At 53.9% G+C, this 18168-nt stretch carries 19 protein-coding genes and 2 tRNA genes; 4 read left to right on the forward strand and 17 right to left on the reverse strand.

The genetic code is table 11. The features are described from left to right. Positions 1 to 37: 37 nt before the first annotated feature. Positions 38 to 114 (forward strand) — tRNA-Pro (locus WN53_RS25175). A 199-nt stretch (positions 115 to 313) separates the two neighbouring features. On the opposite strand, the gene WN53_RS25180 is transcribed toward WN53_RS25175, so the two are convergent. Next, positions 314 to 784: a hypothetical protein gene (locus tag WN53_RS25180; protein WP_024486228.1), complete on the reverse strand. Its 471-nt coding sequence runs from the start codon at positions 782 to 784 to the stop codon at positions 314 to 316. Between the two features lie 279 nt (positions 785 to 1063). Beyond that, positions 1064 to 1672 (reverse strand): hypothetical protein, encoded by a 609-nt coding sequence (locus tag WN53_RS25185; protein WP_024486227.1) that lies wholly within the window; start codon positions 1670 to 1672, stop codon positions 1064 to 1066. A gap of 216 nt (positions 1673 to 1888) precedes the next feature. On the opposite strand from WN53_RS25185, the gene WN53_RS25190 reads away from it, so the two are divergent. Beyond that, positions 1889 to 2131, forward strand: coding sequence for a DinI family protein (locus tag WN53_RS25190; protein WP_021178442.1), 243 nt, complete (start codon positions 1889 to 1891; stop codon positions 2129 to 2131). Positions 2132 to 2216: 85 nt separating this feature from the next. Here the strand turns inward: WN53_RS25190 and WN53_RS25195 are convergent. Then, positions 2217 to 2292 (reverse strand) — tRNA-Thr (locus WN53_RS25195). A 109-nt stretch (positions 2293 to 2401) separates the two neighbouring features. Beyond that, positions 2402 to 3325 carry a LysR family transcriptional regulator gene (locus tag WN53_RS25200; protein WP_024486226.1) on the reverse strand — a complete coding sequence of 308 codons (924 nt, stop codon included), beginning with the start codon at positions 3323 to 3325 and terminating at the stop codon, positions 2402 to 2404. A gap of 165 nt (positions 3326 to 3490) precedes the next feature. Here WN53_RS25200 and WN53_RS25205 point away from each other — a divergent pair, with 165 nt between their 5' ends. Both WN53_RS25205 and WN53_RS25210 read left to right on the forward strand, forming a co-directional pair. Further along, positions 3491 to 4906, forward strand: coding sequence for a M20 family metallopeptidase (locus tag WN53_RS25205; protein ID WP_024486225.1), 1416 nt, complete (start codon positions 3491 to 3493; stop codon positions 4904 to 4906). After that, positions 4903 to 6177, forward strand: coding sequence for an MFS transporter (locus WN53_RS25210; protein WP_046808371.1), 1275 nt, complete (start codon positions 4903 to 4905; stop codon positions 6175 to 6177). The genes WN53_RS25205 and WN53_RS25210 overlap by 4 nt, the downstream gene beginning before the upstream one ends. A gap of 82 nt (positions 6178 to 6259) precedes the next feature. Here the strand turns inward: WN53_RS25210 and WN53_RS25215 are convergent, their stop codons facing one another. The 13 genes from WN53_RS25215 to gspD are packed head-to-tail and all read right to left on the reverse strand — an operon-like array spanning position 6260 to position 18165. Beyond that, entirely contained in the window at positions 6260 to 7153 is an 894-nt protein-coding gene (locus WN53_RS25215; protein ID WP_024486648.1) for a succinylglutamate desuccinylase/aspartoacylase family protein, read from the reverse strand. 55 nt (positions 7154 to 7208) lie between these two features. After that, on the reverse strand, positions 7209 to 8051 hold the full coding sequence (locus tag WN53_RS25220) for a prepilin peptidase (RefSeq protein WP_024486647.1): 843 nt from the start codon (positions 8049 to 8051) through the stop codon (positions 7209 to 7211). 60 nt (positions 8052 to 8111) lie between these two features. Further along, positions 8112 to 8855: a type II secretion system protein N gene (locus WN53_RS25225; RefSeq protein WP_024486646.1), complete on the reverse strand. Its 744-nt coding sequence runs from the start codon at positions 8853 to 8855 to the stop codon at positions 8112 to 8114. Beyond that, a complete protein-coding gene (gene gspM, locus WN53_RS25230) occupies positions 8845 to 9333 on the reverse strand; it encodes a type II secretion system protein GspM (protein WP_024486645.1) in 489 nt (162 codons plus the stop codon). The genes WN53_RS25225 and gspM overlap by 11 nt, the downstream gene beginning before the upstream one ends. Further along, positions 9326 to 10525, reverse strand: a complete 1200-nt coding sequence (gene gspL, locus WN53_RS25235) for a type II secretion system protein GspL (RefSeq protein WP_037413352.1) — start codon at positions 10523 to 10525, stop codon at positions 9326 to 9328. The genes gspM and gspL overlap by 8 nt, the downstream gene beginning before the upstream one ends. Continuing rightward, on the reverse strand, positions 10525 to 11511 hold the full coding sequence (gene gspK / locus WN53_RS25240; RefSeq protein WP_024486643.1) for a type II secretion system minor pseudopilin GspK: 987 nt from the start codon (positions 11509 to 11511) through the stop codon (positions 10525 to 10527). The genes gspL and gspK overlap by 1 nt, the downstream gene beginning before the upstream one ends. After that, positions 11508 to 12107 (reverse strand): type II secretion system minor pseudopilin GspJ, encoded by a 600-nt coding sequence (gspJ, locus tag WN53_RS25245; RefSeq protein ID WP_024486642.1) that lies wholly within the window; start codon positions 12105 to 12107, stop codon positions 11508 to 11510. Before gspJ ends, gspK begins: the two co-directional genes overlap by 4 nt. Further along, complete coding sequence (gene gspI / locus WN53_RS25250) at positions 12104 to 12469, reverse strand: type II secretion system minor pseudopilin GspI (RefSeq protein ID WP_024486641.1); 366 nt, start codon at positions 12467 to 12469, stop codon at positions 12104 to 12106. Before gspI ends, gspJ begins: the two co-directional genes overlap by 4 nt. Further along, positions 12466 to 13017 carry a type II secretion system minor pseudopilin GspH gene (gene gspH / locus WN53_RS25255; RefSeq protein WP_024486640.1) on the reverse strand — a complete coding sequence of 184 codons (552 nt, stop codon included), beginning with the start codon at positions 13015 to 13017 and terminating at the stop codon, positions 12466 to 12468. The genes gspI and gspH overlap by 4 nt, the downstream gene beginning before the upstream one ends. After that, positions 13017 to 13445 carry a type II secretion system major pseudopilin GspG gene (gspG, locus tag WN53_RS25260; RefSeq protein WP_024530061.1) on the reverse strand — a complete coding sequence of 143 codons (429 nt, stop codon included), beginning with the start codon at positions 13443 to 13445 and terminating at the stop codon, positions 13017 to 13019. The genes gspH and gspG overlap by 1 nt, the downstream gene beginning before the upstream one ends. Before the next feature lie 28 nt (positions 13446 to 13473). After that, entirely contained in the window at positions 13474 to 14697 is a 1224-nt protein-coding gene (gene gspF, locus WN53_RS25265) for a type II secretion system inner membrane protein GspF (protein ID WP_024485905.1), read from the reverse strand. 1 nt (position 14698) lies between these two features. Continuing rightward, positions 14699 to 16204 (reverse strand): type II secretion system ATPase GspE, encoded by a 1506-nt coding sequence (gspE, locus tag WN53_RS25270; protein ID WP_024485904.1) that lies wholly within the window; start codon positions 16202 to 16204, stop codon positions 14699 to 14701. Continuing rightward, entirely contained in the window at positions 16201 to 18165 is a 1965-nt protein-coding gene (gspD, locus tag WN53_RS25275; protein WP_024485903.1) for a type II secretion system secretin GspD, read from the reverse strand. Before gspD ends, gspE begins: the two co-directional genes overlap by 4 nt. Between the last annotated feature and the right edge of the window lie 3 nt (positions 18166 to 18168).

Here is an 18168-nt window from a genome sequence, read left to right on the forward strand (position 1 = left end):
AATTTACATCTGAAAACGGTAGTATAGGGTTCTGCGTCGGCATGTAGCGCAGCCTGGTAGCGCACCGTCATGGGGTGTCGGGGGTCGGAGGTTCGAATCCTCTCATGCCGACCAAACTTTCATAAAAAAACCAACCGCTTAGAGTTGGTTTTTTTATGTCTGAATTTTAGCTAATGGTACCGCCCCGTCTAACAGGCCATACCAATGGGTCATCTCAGGTCGTTCGCCAGATTGTGTCTCTCAATGGATGGCGTGACTGTTCACAAACACATCACTAATCAGAGACCACCACCGATTAATAAGCCAACGAATTTCAGCTCTGCGGGCAGGCAACCAGATAGAGATCGTGGACTGGCATACTCGCATCAAAACCCCGCACTCTCTCTGGATCATCAATAGCCGGGTCAGCAAGCTGCTTGGCAACGTCGTCTACACTGACATCTTCAACATAAAAAGTCGCATCAGTCATTTTATTGCAGTTAAAGTAGGTCCCCATTAATACCATTTTCCCAGGGGTCGTATAGCTCTCCTGTTTATTGACCAATGCCACAACACCATCCGCTCGTTTAGCGACGACAGTATAGCTTTCCTCTGAGCGATCAAAAACATAGGCATCATTTTCTGGATAAGTCGACCATATAGTAGACTTCTCAGCAAACAACTCTGCCAAATTAATCGCTGGCTTTAGTGCATTTTTGTTATCAGCATCTTGGGCAACTGCCGAAGTCACCACACCGATGGTGCCAACCGACATCATACCTAAAAAGAGTAATGTTTTTTTCATGCAATTAATTCCCTTTGGAAAAGTTTAAATATAACAGCTTAAATAATAGCCTTATGGCATGTAAAAAAAGTATTGCACAACCGAGCATCTTTGCACTCAATTATGATGGATGCATTCAAACGGATGCACAAAGATCAATATGCATAATAAAAACCAACGATTCATACCTTGACAAATAGTGAGTAATGGCAACGGCAAAATCCAGGTTAAGAATGTCACCCAATCTGACAGAGCTGACACCATCGACCTTTCCACAAGAAGTGTGGGGGCCATAACTCATTATCGATGGCACTCAGTTCGGAGATACCCCACCGTCGCAAACAGGCAAAGCGAATAGCCAAATAGCTCACAGCCCTCTTCCACCATATTCTTCACCACGCGGTGATACCCATCGAGCATCAGCTCATGCCATAGCAGTTGCATACCAAACAGACGTGAAAATACTAATATGCATAGCAGCCCGGAAAACATCACGCCGTAACTTGGGTGACTGAAGAAATGCGCTAGCCCACGTAGCGTAGCGGGCAGCTCTTTGAGTGCATAAAGCGCACAGATCAGCGTTACGGCTAAGGCAAACCATACCCAGGCACCATGCCGCAGCATATCGAACACAAAGTCCATCTCGCGGATCAGCATACATAGGAAGAAACCACCGATTAATACCCTGGCATGCCGATGCTCCGCCTGACGATAAGCGGAGATAAAGAAGCTGAGGGCTATCGCCACCAGTATGATCTCTTGGGTTACCTCGGTGAGCGACGTCTCGGAGACAAAGTTATGCAGCCAATGAACGTCAATGAAGATCAGCCCCATCAAGAATGCTAGACAGATACCGGATAGAAGGAAGACACACAGCTTTCTAATAATTATGGATAAATCTTGTTGCATATTAAGAATGATTATCAATTTCAAGGTGGCTCTATACTATTAACCTCGGCCAAGGATACCGTGGCAATTAGTGCGTAATGGCGATATTGGCAACTCTATAGAGCACACATCCCCCAAAATAGACCACGATAAAATTTTCCCCTCCCCCTCTTGCACTCACCCCGTCCCTTCGGTCAGAATAACTGTATACATAAACAGTAAATTTAGGGTTGGGCTATGTTCGTTGAATTGGTGTTTGATAAGCGTAATGTCGCAGGGATCCCTGGTGCCGATGAAATCATCAAGGCCGAGCTGACAAAACGGGTACATCGTATCTTCCCGGATGCAGAAGTGAAGGTAAAACCCATGCAGGCCAACGGCCTTAACTCAGACGCCAGCAAAAGTGACCGCGAGAAGTTAAACCGTATGCTGGAAGAGATGTTCGAAGAGTCTGACCAATGGCTGGCCACCGATATTTAAAGGGCCGAAGGGCGCGGTCATTGACTGCGCCGCACATGGACGCCAAAAACAAAAAACCCCAGCATTTCTGCTGGGGTTTTTTATATGGTGCCGGCTACCGGAATCGAACTGGTGACCTACTGATTACAAGTCAGTTGCTCTACCTACTGAGCTAAGCCGGCGAAATCTGTCGGAAGTAGTGCTGTTTCCGTGGGGCGCAATATAATACAGCCAGACTGGAACAATCAAGCGTAATCAACAGATTATTTATCTTGTTGATTAAAAAACGGCTTATATGCCGAATTTCTCACCGATGGCCCGTTCTTCACGACTTAATGTCTGATTAATATAGTCCACAAACAGGTCCAACGCCGTGCTCCGCTGCCGCCCCAGAGGTAATTGCAACTGCAAGGTCCGCGGGCTTTGCTGCTCGACAGCAAAAGGTTTCAGGATCAATCCTTGCGGCTGCAACAACGGCATCGCGGTAAACTGGCTACAGATGGTCACCGCCAGCGGGGAGCCCTGTAAAAAATAGTACAGCGTGGAAAAGTTATCACAGGTTAGCACTGGTTCAATGAAGGTGCCATTCATCTGGCAAGCGATATCAAACAGCTGACGTACCGTGGAGCCCGGCTCTGGCAGACACACCGGATACTGGCAGAGATCCGCCAGAACCACCTGCCTGTCGGCTAATGGGTGCTCCTTTCTCATCAACAACAAGACCGGGGCAGGCCACGAAGCCGCTACCTCAACGCCCCGCTCTGGGTGCAAACTAAACTGCAGCACCATGTCACACTCGCCATTGCGTACCAACCGCGCCAACGTTTTAGTGTCTGCCACCGTCAGCACGAAGCTGACAGCCGGGTATTCTGCACGAAAACGCGCCATCAGTTGTGGCATCAGCATAAAGGCCACTCCATTACTACAGGCCACGCGTAGCGCAGTACGCCGTTCGGCTTTCAACCCTTTGATTTCTGCCACCGCCTGCTCAATATTCAGCAGGCTTTTACGAATATGGTTTTCAAAAATCTGCCCGGCCTCGGTCAGCACCATCCCCCGCGCGTGGCGTTCGAACAATGGCGTACCAACCTGCGCTTCCAGGCGCTGGATCTGCCTGCTGATCGCCGATACCGCCACAAACAGCTGTTCACTGGCCGCACTGAGTGAACCACAGTTGGCGACCACCAGAAAAAAGCGAACCTCGCTACTCAACATGCCGTCCCTCTCCTTGGTGCAAAGCTTGCCAACGAGCAAACGACCGTTGCCTTTAAAGCAAAGCTTGTTTGTTAAATGGATAATTGTGGCAAACCCCGATTTTAGCTTAGATAACAAACACAACAAGTAAAACAACACAACGCAAACACAACAGGGAAAATAATCATGACGGGTGAACAGGCCGTCGCTTTGGCGACAGCGTATTTTGACAGTGGCGAATTACGCCGCATATTGGCGCGGCGCATCGCGCTGGCCACCGAAAGCCAGCGGCATGACGACGATGCCGGCATTTTGCTCTACCTAGAACAGGAAATCATGCCACCGTTACGGGCGCTGGGTTTCGAGTTACAACTGTTCGATAACCCGGAAGCGGCCAACCGCCCGTTTCTGATCGCCGTACGCATTGAAGACCCTTCATTACCTACCCTGCTGAGCTATGGCCACGGCGATGTGGTTTTCGGCGACGACGAGAACTGGCGCACAGGCCTTTCGCCTTGGGAATTGAGTGAAGAAGGCGATCGTTGGTACGGCCGTGGCAGCGCGGATAACAAAGGGCAGCACAGTATTAACCTGGCGGCGCTAGAGCAGGTTTTCCAAGCACGCGGGGGTAAACTAGGGTTCAACTGCAAGCTGATTTTCGAAATGGGAGAAGAGATCGGTTCCCCTGGGCTAACGGCCATTTGCCAACAGCAACGCGAATTGCTGCAAGCCGATCTGTTTATCGCCTCCGATGGCCCACGGCTGAACGCCACACAGCCAACATTGTTCCTAGGCTCACGCGGCTGTATCAATTTCCGCCTCAGCATCCACGCCAGGGATAACGCCTATCACTCTGGCAACTGGGGGGGATTACTCAGCAATCCCGGAACCCAACTGGCTAATGCCATCACCTCTCTGGTTAATCAGCACGGTCAGTTACAGGTTGCAGCGCTGAAACCCGCCCCTCTGGATGACAACCTGCGCACCATTTTGCGCGATCTCAGCGTTGGCGGCCAAGCTGGCGATCCAGCGATCGATGAGAACTGGGGTGAAGCTGGCCTGACCCCAAGCGAGCGCCTGTATGGTTGGAACACGCTTGAAGTACTGGCCTATCAAACGGGCAACCCAGCCCGGCCAATGAACGCCATCCCCGGCAGCGCTTCAGCGGTATGCCAACTGCGCTTCGTGGTCGGTACCGACTGGCAAAATCTGGTCAACCATGTCCAGCAACATCTGCAATTACACGGTTTTGGCAATGTAGAAGTGGAATGGCTGCATGGTTCACCGGCCACCCGGCTCAATCCACAAGACCCTCTCGTTCCTTGGGCACTTGAGATCCTGCAACAAACCAGCGGCAAAAAACCCGCATTGCTGCCCAATCTGGGCGGCTCACTGCCTAATGACGTATTTGCCGATACGCTGGGACTGCCCACGCTGTGGATCCCCCACTCCTATCCGGCCTGTGGTCAACACGGGGTCAATGAGCATATGTTGATATCCATTGCTCGTGAAGGATTGCAGATCATGACTCGTCTGTTCTGGGAGTTGGGCGAAAATGGCAGCACGATCCTGGCACAACGCCGGGCAGGAGAGTCCTCATGAGCGCGATAGCCCAACAGGATAGCGTAGCGAAGCCCAATTTGTATAAAACGCTGTTTGCCACCTGCATTGGCAACGCGTTGGAATGGTTCGATATCGCGGTTTATGGCTTTTTCGCCAGCTATATCGCCCATGCCTTTTTCCCTACGGAGGATCCGGCCGTTTCATTGTTGCTGACTTTCGGCAGCTTTGGTGTCTCATTCTTGATCCGCCCACTGGGTGCTGTGGTGCTCGGAGCCTACGCCGATCGGGTTGGCCGCAAGAAGGCACTTTTGATGTCCATCAGCCTGATGCTGCTTGGCGGTGCGATCATCACCTTTATGCCGTCTTACGCCACCATTGGGCTGGCGGCTCCGCTGATGATCCTGATTGCCCGATTGATTCAGGGTTTTTCCGCCGGTGGGGAGTTTGGCAGTTCAACCGCCTTTCTGGTCGAACACTTCCCGGAGCGCAAGGCGTTTATCGCCAGCTGGCAGTTTGCCACGCAAGGCGCCAGCACGCTGATGGCTTCCGCCTTCGGGTTAGGCATGACCCACTGGCTGACAGAAAGCCAAATCCAGGACTGGGGCTGGCGTATTCCCTTTGCTTTTGGGCTGCTGATCGGTCCGGTGGGGCTGTATATCCGCCGCCATGTACATGAGCCAGCCAGCTTCGTACAGCAGCAGAAACCCGAAGCACCGTTAAAGATGCTGGTCGGTAATCAAAAAAACCTGCTGTTACTGGCCATCGGACTGATGGTGATTTCCACCGCCATCAACTACATGCTGAACTATGTACCCACCTATGCCACCAAAAACCTGAATCTGTCTGGTTCCGCCGCCTTTAGTGCAACCCTGTTAGCCGGTGTGATTTTAACGGTGGTCACCCCAATCATGGGACTATGGGCGGAAAAAGTCGGCCGCCTGCCGTTAATGTGGGGTTCGCTGATCCTGCTGCTGCTGACTATTTACCCGGCATTCCTGCTGGTGGTGAACCACACTTCGCCAATGATGCTGATGTTGATGGTTGGCTGGCTGGCCTTGTTGAAGTCCATCTACTTCTCGACGGTGCCTTCGGTGATGGCCGATTTGTTCCCGATGGCAACACGGGCCAGCGGTATGGCGATCAGCTACAACGTGGCGGTGACGGTATTTGGTGGCTTTGCGCCGCTGATCTGCACCCTGCTGATCACCGCAACCGGGACCAGCCTGGCACCAAGCTATTATCTGATGATGATGGCACTGCTGAGCGGCTGGGCACTGTTAGGGAGCAGAAAGCATTTGCGTTCGGCCTGATAAACACCCACAGGCTATTGGAATAATTAACCTATTTACCCCCTTGAAGAGATCCTCAAGGGGGTAAAAAATCTCACGTCAATTAGCAACCATCGGCACACTGAGGTTCAGGATTGTTGAACAGGATACGAACCAGTAAAGCCCGGGGTTCGCGCAAAGGATCATTGCCGATAGCTAACACTCGACCATCATGGGTCGCAGTATATTCCCGAATGGTGTCGCCAAATGCATTACGCTGAACCGCCACCTTCTGCCCTTTGACCACCGTATCGCCGACCTTAACCAGAACCTCGGCAAATCCGCCAACCTCAGCCCGGATCGAGCTCATTTCATTACCGATAAAGGTTTTTTGCTCTTTAGCCGTTGTCCCTAATGTGCCGGCTGTCATGCCTTGTTGAACCATCAGGTTACGCACCCCTGTCAAGCTACGTGCGATAAGTTCAGGTTGATAAAGCTTGGGCTTGCCAATTTCGAGTGTAATGGCAGGGATCTTGTTTTCAACGAAAGTGGTTTCGACAGAGCCTTTCTCACCAGGATCGGCTTTAATCTGGTCCGCCGGGAACAATTCAGCCATTTGCTTCACCTGCGGGTTACGATAATCCGCATAGATGAACAAGGGATATTCGGTACCCCGGCTCTGCGTATGCATATCAACGAACAGGGTGGCATTGCCCGCCCACAAATTATTCCATAACAGCCAAGCCTGCTGTTCGGCAGCGTTGCCTTTTTCCTTGCCCGGCCAGACCCGGTTGAAATCGACCATATCCCCCCCGTCATTGGCCAACTGCCAGTTTCGGTTATTGGCCAACATGCCGGAAGGATTCGCGCCCACGGCACCGATCACACTGCCTTTCAACTCTGCGGGATCCAGCTTTTCAAACACCTGCTGTATCACCCGGGTGCCATTTAGTTCATCACCATGGACCGCCGCTTGCAGACCCAGCTTAGGGTCAGGTTGTGCGCCTTTTGCCACCATAACAGGAACATACCAAACTAGCGCCTCTCATCAAGACATAGGCGCTATTTTCAGCTTAAAAGCTCCAGGGTATAAACATATTGACCGCGCCCGACACGGCGAGCCATGGACCAAAGGCTAACGGTTGATTAAAATCTTGTTTCGCCAACCCTCGCTGTATCAGCGTAAACAGCAGACCACTGGCCGCTGCCACCCAAATCACCTGTGGCAACGCTTGCCAACCCAACCAGGCCCCTAACGCCGCAAGTAATTTAAAATCACCATAGCCGAGAGCCTCTTTACCGGTTGCCAGCTTGAATAGCCAGAACACGCTCCATAGGCAGACATAACCTGCCACTGCGCCAATCGTCGCCTGTTCCAACGAGGCAAAATGCCCCTCAATATTGAATAAAAGTCCGATCCACAACAGTGGCAACGTCAGCACATCTGGCAACAGTTGTCTGTGATGGTCAATAACTGCCAGCGTCAGCAAAAAGGAGAGCAAGATCCAAGCGCCCAGCAAGGGGAACCCTAGCGGGAATATAAGCGCCGTCAGCACGAACATCATAGCCGTTGCCACCTCAACCAGCGGGTAGCGCCTTGGGATACGCTCACCACAGCAACGAGCCTTCCCCTTTAACAACAGAAAACTCAGCAGGGGTATATTGTCCCTGGCCGCAATAGGATGCTGGCAATGCGGGCAACAGGAATGCGGTAATAGCAGATCAAAACGCGGTATGGATTCAGGTAAGGGTAGCGCCAGTTGCACGAGCGCCTCGCGCTGCCATTGCTTCTCCAGCATCACCGGTAATCGATAAATCACTACGTTCAGAAAGCTACCCACTATGGCCCCAAATATCCCCACGACACACAGCCAGAGGAGGGGAAATGCAACGGTAAAATCCAGTAATAAACTCAAAAAACCTCCCTGCAGTCAGCCAAGTACCTACCCAACCCTTTTAAGACCGCCTAGTGCCGTTTAAAGCAACCGCCCCTGAACCTGCCAGGGTATCTGCCCCTGATCGTTGGCCCTGCCTAACTGATTTATCAGTGGCCTCATCGTCTCCGGTAATATCGGCCCTCGGCGCACCTGACCGTTGAACTGATAGCGCCCGTCAAATCCGACGGTGCCACGCCCCGTCAGGCTCAGATGAGAGGAGTCTTGTTTCAACACCAACACCAGAGCCCCTTTTCCATCACAGCTCAATTGGCCTTGCACGTTGGCCAGCTCCAACGCCCCCAACGGGGTCGCAAGCTGTGCGTGCTGCCAGTTGACAACACCTCCGGCAAGACTCCGGCAACCCGCGGAACTGAACTCTCCTTGTTGCAACCGCAGTCGCAGCTCTCCCTGGGCGGTGATCGGCAAAGGCAACGACAACTGTTGCCGCACAACATCTGCAGGAACAGAGAGTTGCCACTCATGCAGTTGCAGATCTTGCCAACCACGCAGGATACCGGCTCCCTGCAAGCCTTGCGGATCCCTTAACTCAATCTCTAAGGCTGGTATCCAAGAGGAGAAAGTGAACTGCCAGTTCACTTTTGCCAGCATAACGTTACGCCAGCTTAACTGGTGCAAACTGCCCTGCCACAGGGAACCTGAAAAGCCACCGACCTTCATATCTGCGGGTATAAAAGCTTGTATTACTCGTGCCGGCGCGTGGCCTCCCAGTAATAGGAGATAACAAGCCAACAAAAGCACGGCTTTTTTGGCTTTAGCGCCCATCGCTGCGCTCCAGCATCAGTTTGTTTACCGTCACCCATCCGGGTTTATCGGGACGCATCGCCACCTCAAGCGCCACAATGCGAACGCTATAGCGCTTTTCCAACTGTGTGATCCAAAGCATCAGGGCATTAAAATCGCCAGGTTCCAGCGTGACCGCCAGCCGCTCTCCCTGAGGCTGCATGCGGGTAATGTTCATATTTTGAGCTGCAGCACTCTGTGCCACCCTAGCCGACAAGCTTAGGGGGGGCTCCTGTATGGGTTGCATCCCCTGCTGGCGCAAGCGCGGAGCCTGTTGCAACATCCATTCCACCGTGTTTTGTTCACGGGCGATAGTACGCTGCCATTGGCTAGCCTGTTGTTGCCAGGGCAGCCACAGTGCGTAGTAGCACAAGCTCACGATAACCAATACACCACAGCCTAATACCAATCCTCGTTCCCGAAGGCTGAGCTGTAGCCAGCGGTGCTTGAGTTCATTCATCCTTTATCCCCAGAGTCAGTCGGCCCTCTACCCCAGTTGGATTCTGCTTGATTTCGCCAGGTTGCACCTGATAACGCTGCCCGGCAGCAACCTGAAACTGTTCCAACGCCTGAAAAGAGGCCGCCTGTATATCGACGTTCAGTTCTTTACGGCCAGCGTCATAAGACAGCGCCTGGAACCGGATTGCCGAGTTCTCCGCCATCAGCTGTTGCAATTGGCGCATCTGTGCGACCACACCGGTTTGCTCGATAGGCTGTAATTGCTGCAAGTGTTGCTGCATCTGCACGCGCGGGTTAACCACCTTTTTATCAGCCGGAAACAGCTGTTGGTAGACCCGCACACTTTCCTGCCGCCAATGTTCAGCCTGTTGCCAAAGCCGGTAATGAGATAGCCCGGCGCTCACACACAGCAGCAGTAAATACCCCGTTAATGCCATCATCACGGTTCGCCAGGGGCGTAATCGTGCACGCCAGGGGCTCGAGCGTGTGAATTCGCCCTGGCGCAGATCGGCTCCGCTATCGTGCACGCCTTCTGCCGCCAGTTGCAGTAAATCCCGCGGTGGTTGAACACACCATTCCGGAGGGGTAGCGGTTAAAGCTGGTGGTGCGGAGTAGCTTTCAATTACCGGCGGTGCCCACACGGCCAAAAACTCCGATAACCAGGAGGATTCAACAATCATGCCGGCATGCTTTTCCCGGCGAAACAGCCATTGATCATTGAGACTGACCGCACTCCAACCGTCGGCGGCCAAGGGTAACGCCAGCACATCTGGCAACATTGCCTGCACCTGCACCCCCAGACGTTCACAACGGGCTATCCACTGATGCATAAGGCTTTTATCAACTACCGCAACGTCACACACATCACCACTTTGCTGCAAAATGGCAAAATGCAGCCGTTCCACATCCGTTGCCAGTTGCTCCTCCAGCATAAACGGCAGCACTTGCAGACGCTGGCGCCTGGCACGACGAGGCAGCGTCACACGATGGAAAACCAACTCGCTCGCAGGCACCAATACCCAGGCAGGATATCTGGCAAGCAGGCTCACCAATTGGTCATCGCTCTCTCCCATAGCCAAACTACCTTGCTGATGACCCTCTGCTGAAGCGAAATACCACAACACTGGCTGCGTTTCATCGCTGGGTAAGCGCAATATCAACCTGGCTTGCTCACGGGGCTTTCTGTTAGGCATCAAGGCTCCACCCTCATGCTTAATCCATATTGCCGCTGTACTACCTGGAAACTGTTACCCGCTTTGCGCAACAGGCTGCGCTGGCTATAGTGAGTCTCCCCCATCAGCACGGTGAAACTGGCTAAAAACAGCTCACTCTTTATCGTCAACAGCGATCTGACCATTGAGGTGTCGATGTCCTTAAGGGCAACCTGTGCCAAAAATGCCGTCGTACTGCTCCACCCTTCACGTGGACGCTGTTGTAACAATCGAGTCGCCATGGCTGAATCAAGCTCCTTGAGAAATAGCGCCGCCAGTAATGGCCCTTGAGACTCACTCAGGGTATTAACGTTTACCAACAGCGTCTGTGTTGGCAGCGCGCAAACGTAAGGCAAAAGACGCCGATAAAGGCTGGCATCAACCCCAGAGACGGTGCGCAACTCGCTGACATCCTGCATGGGTTGATTGGCGGGCAAGTAAGCCACCGCCTGGGCCATATAGACCTCATCTTCAGCCCCATCAATGCCTGGCTCGCTATCACTGTCTATCCAGTCACGCAGTGCCGCAGCTATCTGCGTCGCACGCAGGGGATCTTCCCCCAGGTTGATTAACAGCTGTCTAAAAACCTGGGGAGGGTAAGGCAATGTCGGCTGCATGCCTTCAGTAGTTGCCCCTTGGTTAATGGCATTGAGATTAAAGCAGGCCTGGCCATCAACAATCTGCCCGAACACCTCCCCGCCTTCAACGGGGAAACGGCGCTGTTCTTGCGCCCAGTTTTGCGCCAAATGCGTTTTATTCGGTGAGTCCAGCGCGTCTCGTTGCAAAATTTTCACCGCCAGTGCCTCTGCCGAGCGGGCATACCATTTTGCCTGCTGGCGATCCAAATGAGCCGCTGTGCGCAGATAGGTGCGCCCGTTTCGCTCGGCAATGGTCGCAGCAATCGTCACCATCAGCGCCAGGATCAGCAACACCACCAGCAGGGCAACGCCCTTTTGCCGCGCCCTCATTCTTGCCCCACCGCCGTGATCAAAAACAGACGGGTCAATTCACCCACGCCAGCAACCACTAATGTCACTTCAATCCCCTGCGGTAAAACCGACGCGTTGTCCCAACTTTCCCGCCACGTCCCCTCGGCAAAAAAGCGCAGACGAAAGACACTGACCTCATTGAGCAAGACCTTGACCACCGGCTCTTCCCCAACGAGCGGATCCGCATGGGCATAGCTCAACCGCTCTAACTGCTGATGGCGCAGACGATATCCCACCGGTTGTAACTCGGCGCGGGGCAACATCCCCATCGGGTTTTGCCAACCGTTGCGCATGAAAGAGACGCCCCAGTCCTCACTTTGTAATTGATAGCGCGCCGCGGAAAACACGCGTTCATTCCCTCTGTGATGGCGAGGGATAATCTGACCGAAATCCCCTTCCAGCTGTATAAAAGCACGTTGAAGCTCGGCCAACCGCTGTGCTTTGCGCTGCGAAATCTCATCATTGCGCATCACCCCCTGCAACACCTGGAAGGCGCTGATGCTCAACGCAGCAAAAATCGCCAATGCCAACAGCATCTCAAGCAACGTGAAGCCCCGCTGGCTACGACAATTCATTCCCGCACCACGTAGCTGCGTAAAGAAACCACTGGCGCAGCGTCTTCTTTATGACGCCGCACCTCAACATCCAGTGCCCGTAATTGACCCAGTTCGGTATCAACTCCCTGCCAGCGTACAGACCATTCCTCGCCAGCATAGGTCACCGTGGTGCCGATCCAGCGTTTTTCCGGCCAGGTTTTATCAAGGTGTAACCTGACCTGTTGATTATCCGCCAACCAACTTGCCAGTATTTTTTCCTCCATACGGCCAATGCTGCCAGCCTGCTGTGCCGTGGTCTGCAGCACGGCTAACCCCGCCAAGGCGAAAACGATCAGTGCCACCAGCACTTCGAGCAACGTCATCCCTCTTTGGGTGCTCATTGCGCTGCTCCGTTTGCTGACGAATCGATCGCGCCTGCTGCGTCTACCCGCAGCCATACCAATGGTTGGCTACCGGCCTCACTGAACACCAGCTCAAACGGTGTAACCTCCCCGCCAGGTAACAGCAGAATATCGGGTTCCGGTGCCGACTCCGCAGCACGCGGCCACTCCTGCCGATCGGGGAAATGCAGCTTGAGCCGGATATCATCAGGCATTTGGCTTCCTAACGCCGCCTGACGGGGTTGCCAATTCTGCCAGGCGTAACCTTGCCAACTATCCGAGCCAGATACTGCCCCGCGTTTTTCAGCGGCCTGACGCTGTAGCATTTGGAATTGCCAGCCGTCAGGTCGAACCCGGATCCCCAGCAACTGGTCATTTTGCACCGCGGCATCCATGGCAAACGCCAACTGAGCCTGAAAACGTTTCAGCTGTAGCTGCGGGTTATTTTGTTGCATGGCCGGAAATGACATGATCACCAAGCTGGCAGCACTCCCGATCAGCAGCACAACCAGCATCATTTCCAACAACGTAAAGCCGCGTTGGCGCACTACTTCTTACCGATAGTCCAGTTACCGATATCATCCTCGGTGTCCGGTATGCCATCGGGCCCATAAGAGAAAACGTCTAACTGACCGTGTTGGCCCGGGCTAAGCAACTGATAGTCTGCCCCCCAAGGGTCCTGCGGCAAACGGCGAATATAGCCACCTTGGGGATAACTGCGCGGTTCTGGTTGTGCCGAGGGCTTGGTCACCAGTGCCTGCAACCCTTGTTCGGTGGTGGGATATCGACTGTTATCCAGCTTGTACATATCCAACGCGCTCTCCAGCGCGACAATATCGCTGACGACCTTCTGATGGTCCGCCTTCTCTTTATTTCCCATCAGATTAGGCACTACCAGACTCGCCAGGATGCCCAGGATCACAATCACCACCATAATTTCCAGCAGGGTAAAACCTCGCTGACGCTGTTGCCGCATTTTTCTCTCCGTTATTTGCAGATTGAATTTACATACTCATCAAGGTATTTAATTGCAGGATTGGCTGCAGGATCGCCAAAACGATAAACAGCACCACGCCCGCCATACTCACCACCAACAAGGGCTCAAAAAGCCCCAATGCCAACTGCATTTGGGCAGTAAACTCCCGATCCTGGTTGTCTGCCGCACGTTCCAGCATGCTGTCCAGTTCCCCACTACGTTCACCGCTGGCGATCATGTGCCGCATCATCGGGGGAAACAGTGCAGTGATTTCCAGAGCCCGATGCAGGCTCACCCCCTCACGCACCGATTCCGTTGCCAGTGACAACTGGCGGCGCGCATATTCATTGGTTAATACCTCTCCGCTGATGCGCATCGCTTGTAGCAATGGCACTGCGCTGGCATTGAGGATGCTCAGCGTTCTGGCGTAACGGGCGGTATTGAGCCCTCTTGCGATGCGTCCGATCACCGGGAGGCGCAGCAACTGCCGATGGAAAGCAATGCGCCGCGCTTCTTGGCGCAGCAACAGACGCATCAGCATCGGCGCCAATAACATCAGCAGCAGCACCCAAGGGCCAAAGGCTCGAACTCCGTCACTCAGCCCCATCAGCACACGCGTTGATAGCGGAAGTGCCTGCTTCATGTGAATAAACTGTTCCACCACCTTGGGCACCACGGCGGAAAGTAAAATGGCGATCACGCTGATGGCTACCACCGTCAGCACGCAGGGGTAGATCATCGCCTGCAGGATACGAGCTCGCATTTGCTGGCGCTGCTCGGTGTAATCCGCCAACCGGTTCAGAACCAGATCCAGATGACCAGAGGCTTCACCTGCGGCCACCATCGCGCAGTACAGCCGCTCAAAACTGGTGGGATAACCGCTCATGGCCTCCGCCAAGGAATGCCCCTCCAGTACTTTGGTGCGCACTGCGGCCATCAGGCTGCGCTGACGGGGTTTTTCACTCTGTTTTGCCACGGCATCAAGCGCCTCCTCCAAGGGTAAGGAAGCGGCAACCAAGGTCGCAAGCTGACGAGTCAACAACGCCAGATCGGCACTGCTAATCCCCCGCCCCCATGAAAGACGCCGCCCGCTTTGCGCCTGCTGGCGCTCATCCTGCCCTTCGTCCAGGCTTACAGGGACCAACCCCTGTTCCCGTAAAAGTTGACGGGCGTGGCGGGCTGAATCCGCTTCCTGCACTCCCCGCCGTTTTTTGCCGCGCTCGTCTAACGCTTGATAATGGAATAGGGCCATGTCATCCCTCTTCCTGAGACTGGCTTTCGGTCACGCGGATCACCTCTTCCCAACTGGTCTCGCCCGCCAACACTTTTTCCAATCCCCCCTGGCGCAATGTTTTGTATTCATGACGTAATTGACGAGCAATCGTGAATTCACTCTCTCCCTGGTGGATCGCCGTACGCACTCGGTCATCAATCAGCAGCAGCTCATGAATACCAGTACGCCCACGGTAACCGGTAAAATTACACTGTGAGCATCCTTTCGGCTGCCATAATGGGGTTCCGGGTAAAATCCCCATCTGATCGGCCAGGACCGGATCGGCGGCGTACGTTTGGCGACAATCGGGGCAGAGGGTACGAACCAGTCGCTGTGCCAGCACGGCCAGTAATGAGGTGGAAAGCAAAAAAGGCTCGATGCCCATATCCTGCAGCCGCGATAAGGCCCCCAGCGCGCTGTTGGTGTGCAGCGTGGAGAGTACCAGATGCCCTGTCAGTGATGCCTGAACCGCAATCTGAGCGGTTTCGCTGTCGCGGATCTCTCCGACCAGCACCACATCAGGATCCTGACGCAGAATGGCCCGCAAACCGCGAGCAAATGTCATATCTACCTTGGGGTTTACCTGCGTCTGGCCGATCCCCTCGAGTTCATACTCGATCGGGTCTTCGACCGTCATGATATTGCGTTCGCTGGCATTGAGGCGGCTCAATGCTGCGTAGAGGGTGGTGCTCTTACCCGAACCTGTAGGACCGGTGACGAGGATAATGCCATGTGGCCGCTGGATCAGCTCATCGATCTGCCGCCGATTATGTGAAGACATGCCAAGCGCGGCAAGATCCAGACTGACGCTGTTTTTATCCAGTAAACGCAGAACAATTCGTTCACCATAATTAGACGGTAAGGTCGAAACCCGCACATCAATAGCTCGGCCACCAATTCGCAGTGCCATGCGCCCATCCTGGGGGATCCGCTTCTCGGCAATATCCAGCCGTGCCATGACCTTGATGCGCGATATCAATAAAGAGGCCAGCCGCCGCTGAGGGCGCAGAATTTCACGCAACACGCCATCGACCCGGAAACGGATCTGCAAATGGCGTTCATAGGTTTCGATGTGGATATCCGATGCTTTATCCTTGATGGCTTCAGTCAGCATCGCATTGATCAGGCGGATAATAGGGGCATCATCATCGGCATCCAGCAAGTCGTCGCTGTCGGGTAGCTCTTCTGCCAAGGTATAAAAATCCATTTCATTGCCGATATCGGTCATCATGCGTCGCGCCTCTTTCGAATCGCGCTGGTAGCTGATCACCAGTTGTTTCTCAAACTCTTCACCCGACACCGTACTGATAGTCAGCCCACACCCTGCCACCCTACGCGCTTCAAGCAATGCTGTGGCGGTGGTTTCCGCCAGACGGAGTACACGGCACCCAGCATGATCCCGCAACAGCAAAATGCGTTGTTCGCGCGCATAGGCAAATGGCAACTGCGGGCGTAATTCACTCAGGTCCTCGGGGAGGGTATTCATCGTCCCCCCGTTGAATAGAATGCACTGATCGCGGCATTAACCTGGCGGAAAGTGGCACCGTTTTGATCGGGTGGCAACTTCAATACCTCGTTGTTCAGCGTGGCTGCGCTCCCTTGTTTGCCACGCTGTTGGTCTTGTTCCTGATTAAAAGCCTGATACTTTTCTGAGGAGGCGCGGCGATACTGATCACGATCACGGATGATTGACGGGCGGATGAACAGCATCAGGTTGCGCTTGGAAACCTGTTTGCTGTTGGAGCGGAACAGATAGCCCAGCACCGGGATATCCCCCAGCACCGGAACCTTGTCCGTGCTGTCGCGGACGGTTTTATCCAGCAAGCCCCCCACCACCACGGTTTCGCCGCTGCCTACCAGCACCGCGTTATTGACCGTGCGGGTATTAAAGGTCGCCCCCAAATTAGCACTGCTGCTGGAAGCCGCATCAGCCACACTGGAAACCTCCTGCTCGATCTCCAGCAGCACTGAGTCCCCTTCGTTGATCTGAGGTTTGACCTTCAGCTTAATGCCGACGGTTTTACGCTCCACCGTGTTGAAGATATTATCGCCCGACGTCGTTTGCGAGCCGGAGAGGACAGGAACTTCCTGGCCGACATTGAACGTCGCCTCCATGTTGTCAAGCGTGACAATGCTCGGTGTCGCCAGAATGTCATTCTTGCTACTGCTGGAAAGCGCGGTCAGTAGCATGGCCCAATTGCCCTGATAAAAACCGGCAGCAATACCGTTAAAACTGCTGAGAGCGCTGGCCAGGGTACTGTTCACCGTCCCGTCCTGATTGTATTGATTGGCGCCAGCAATCGCCGTGGTGATAGGCAAACCGGTATTGGTGAACTGCGTCACTCCGGCATTCTTGTTAGCCCACTGGATCCCCAGGTTCAAACCATCGGCGTCTTGTACCTCGGCGATAATCGCCTCCACCAGCACCTGTGCACGCCGAATATCCAGCTGAGTAATCACCTTTTCCAGATCTCGCATGACATCCGGAGCCGCCGTCAGTATCAGTGAATTGGTTTGCTCATGGGCTTTGATGGTGATGTCTTTACGCAGCGCTTCCGCCGGCTTGGCATTCTGTTGCTCACTTTGAATACTGGTACTGACGCCAGTCAACACCTCAACCAGATCGGTGGCTTTGGCATACTTCAGGTAAATCACTTTGGTATTGCCCTGCACGGCCTGCTCACGATCCAGCTGCTTGATCATGGCGATAATCCGCTGGCGGGAGTTGGGTTCTCCGCTGACCAGGACCGAGTTGGTTCGCTCATCCGCAACAAGATTGGCTACCATCAGGCTTGGCATCGCTGATTTGCTGGCATCCTTGGTTAATTCGGTGACCAGTTTGACGACTTCAGCAGCAGACGCATAGGCCAGCGGTACCGTTACCACACTACGGTCGCCTACCTTGTCAACCCGTTCAACAATCGCCATCAAGCGTTTGATCACCGCCGCACGCCCGGTCATCAGCAATACGTTGGAAGGCTCATAATGCACAACACTGCCAGCCCCGGCGTTATCGTTCAATTGACGGAGTAACGGGGCAAGATCGCGTGCCGCCACGTTATTGACCGGCACGACACGTGTCACCACTTCATCACCCTCGCCCGGCTGGGCATCGCTGGCTACCGGCACCGCTGCGGTTTTCGCATCCTTGGAACGCACCACTTTCAACACGCCGTTACGCATATCCACCACGGCAAAGCCATAAACGTCCAGCACGCTGAGGAAGAACTGGTAATACTGCTCCTCATTGAGCATGTCATAACTGCGTACGGTGATAGTACCGCGCACGGCAGGATCGATAATCACCGTTTTATTCAGGTTCTTGCTGACCGTATTAATAAACTCCTGAATATCCGTGCCCTTGAAGCTGGCAGAAAACTCGGCACTCCAGCCCTGCCGAGTACCAAGCAGCATCACCGCCAGTAGCACAATGCGTAAGCTCCTGATTAT

The sequence above is a fragment of the Serratia fonticola genome, from assembly GCF_001006005.1.
In the GTDB taxonomy this organism is placed as follows: Bacteria; Pseudomonadota; Gammaproteobacteria; order Enterobacterales; family Enterobacteriaceae; genus Chania; species Chania fonticola.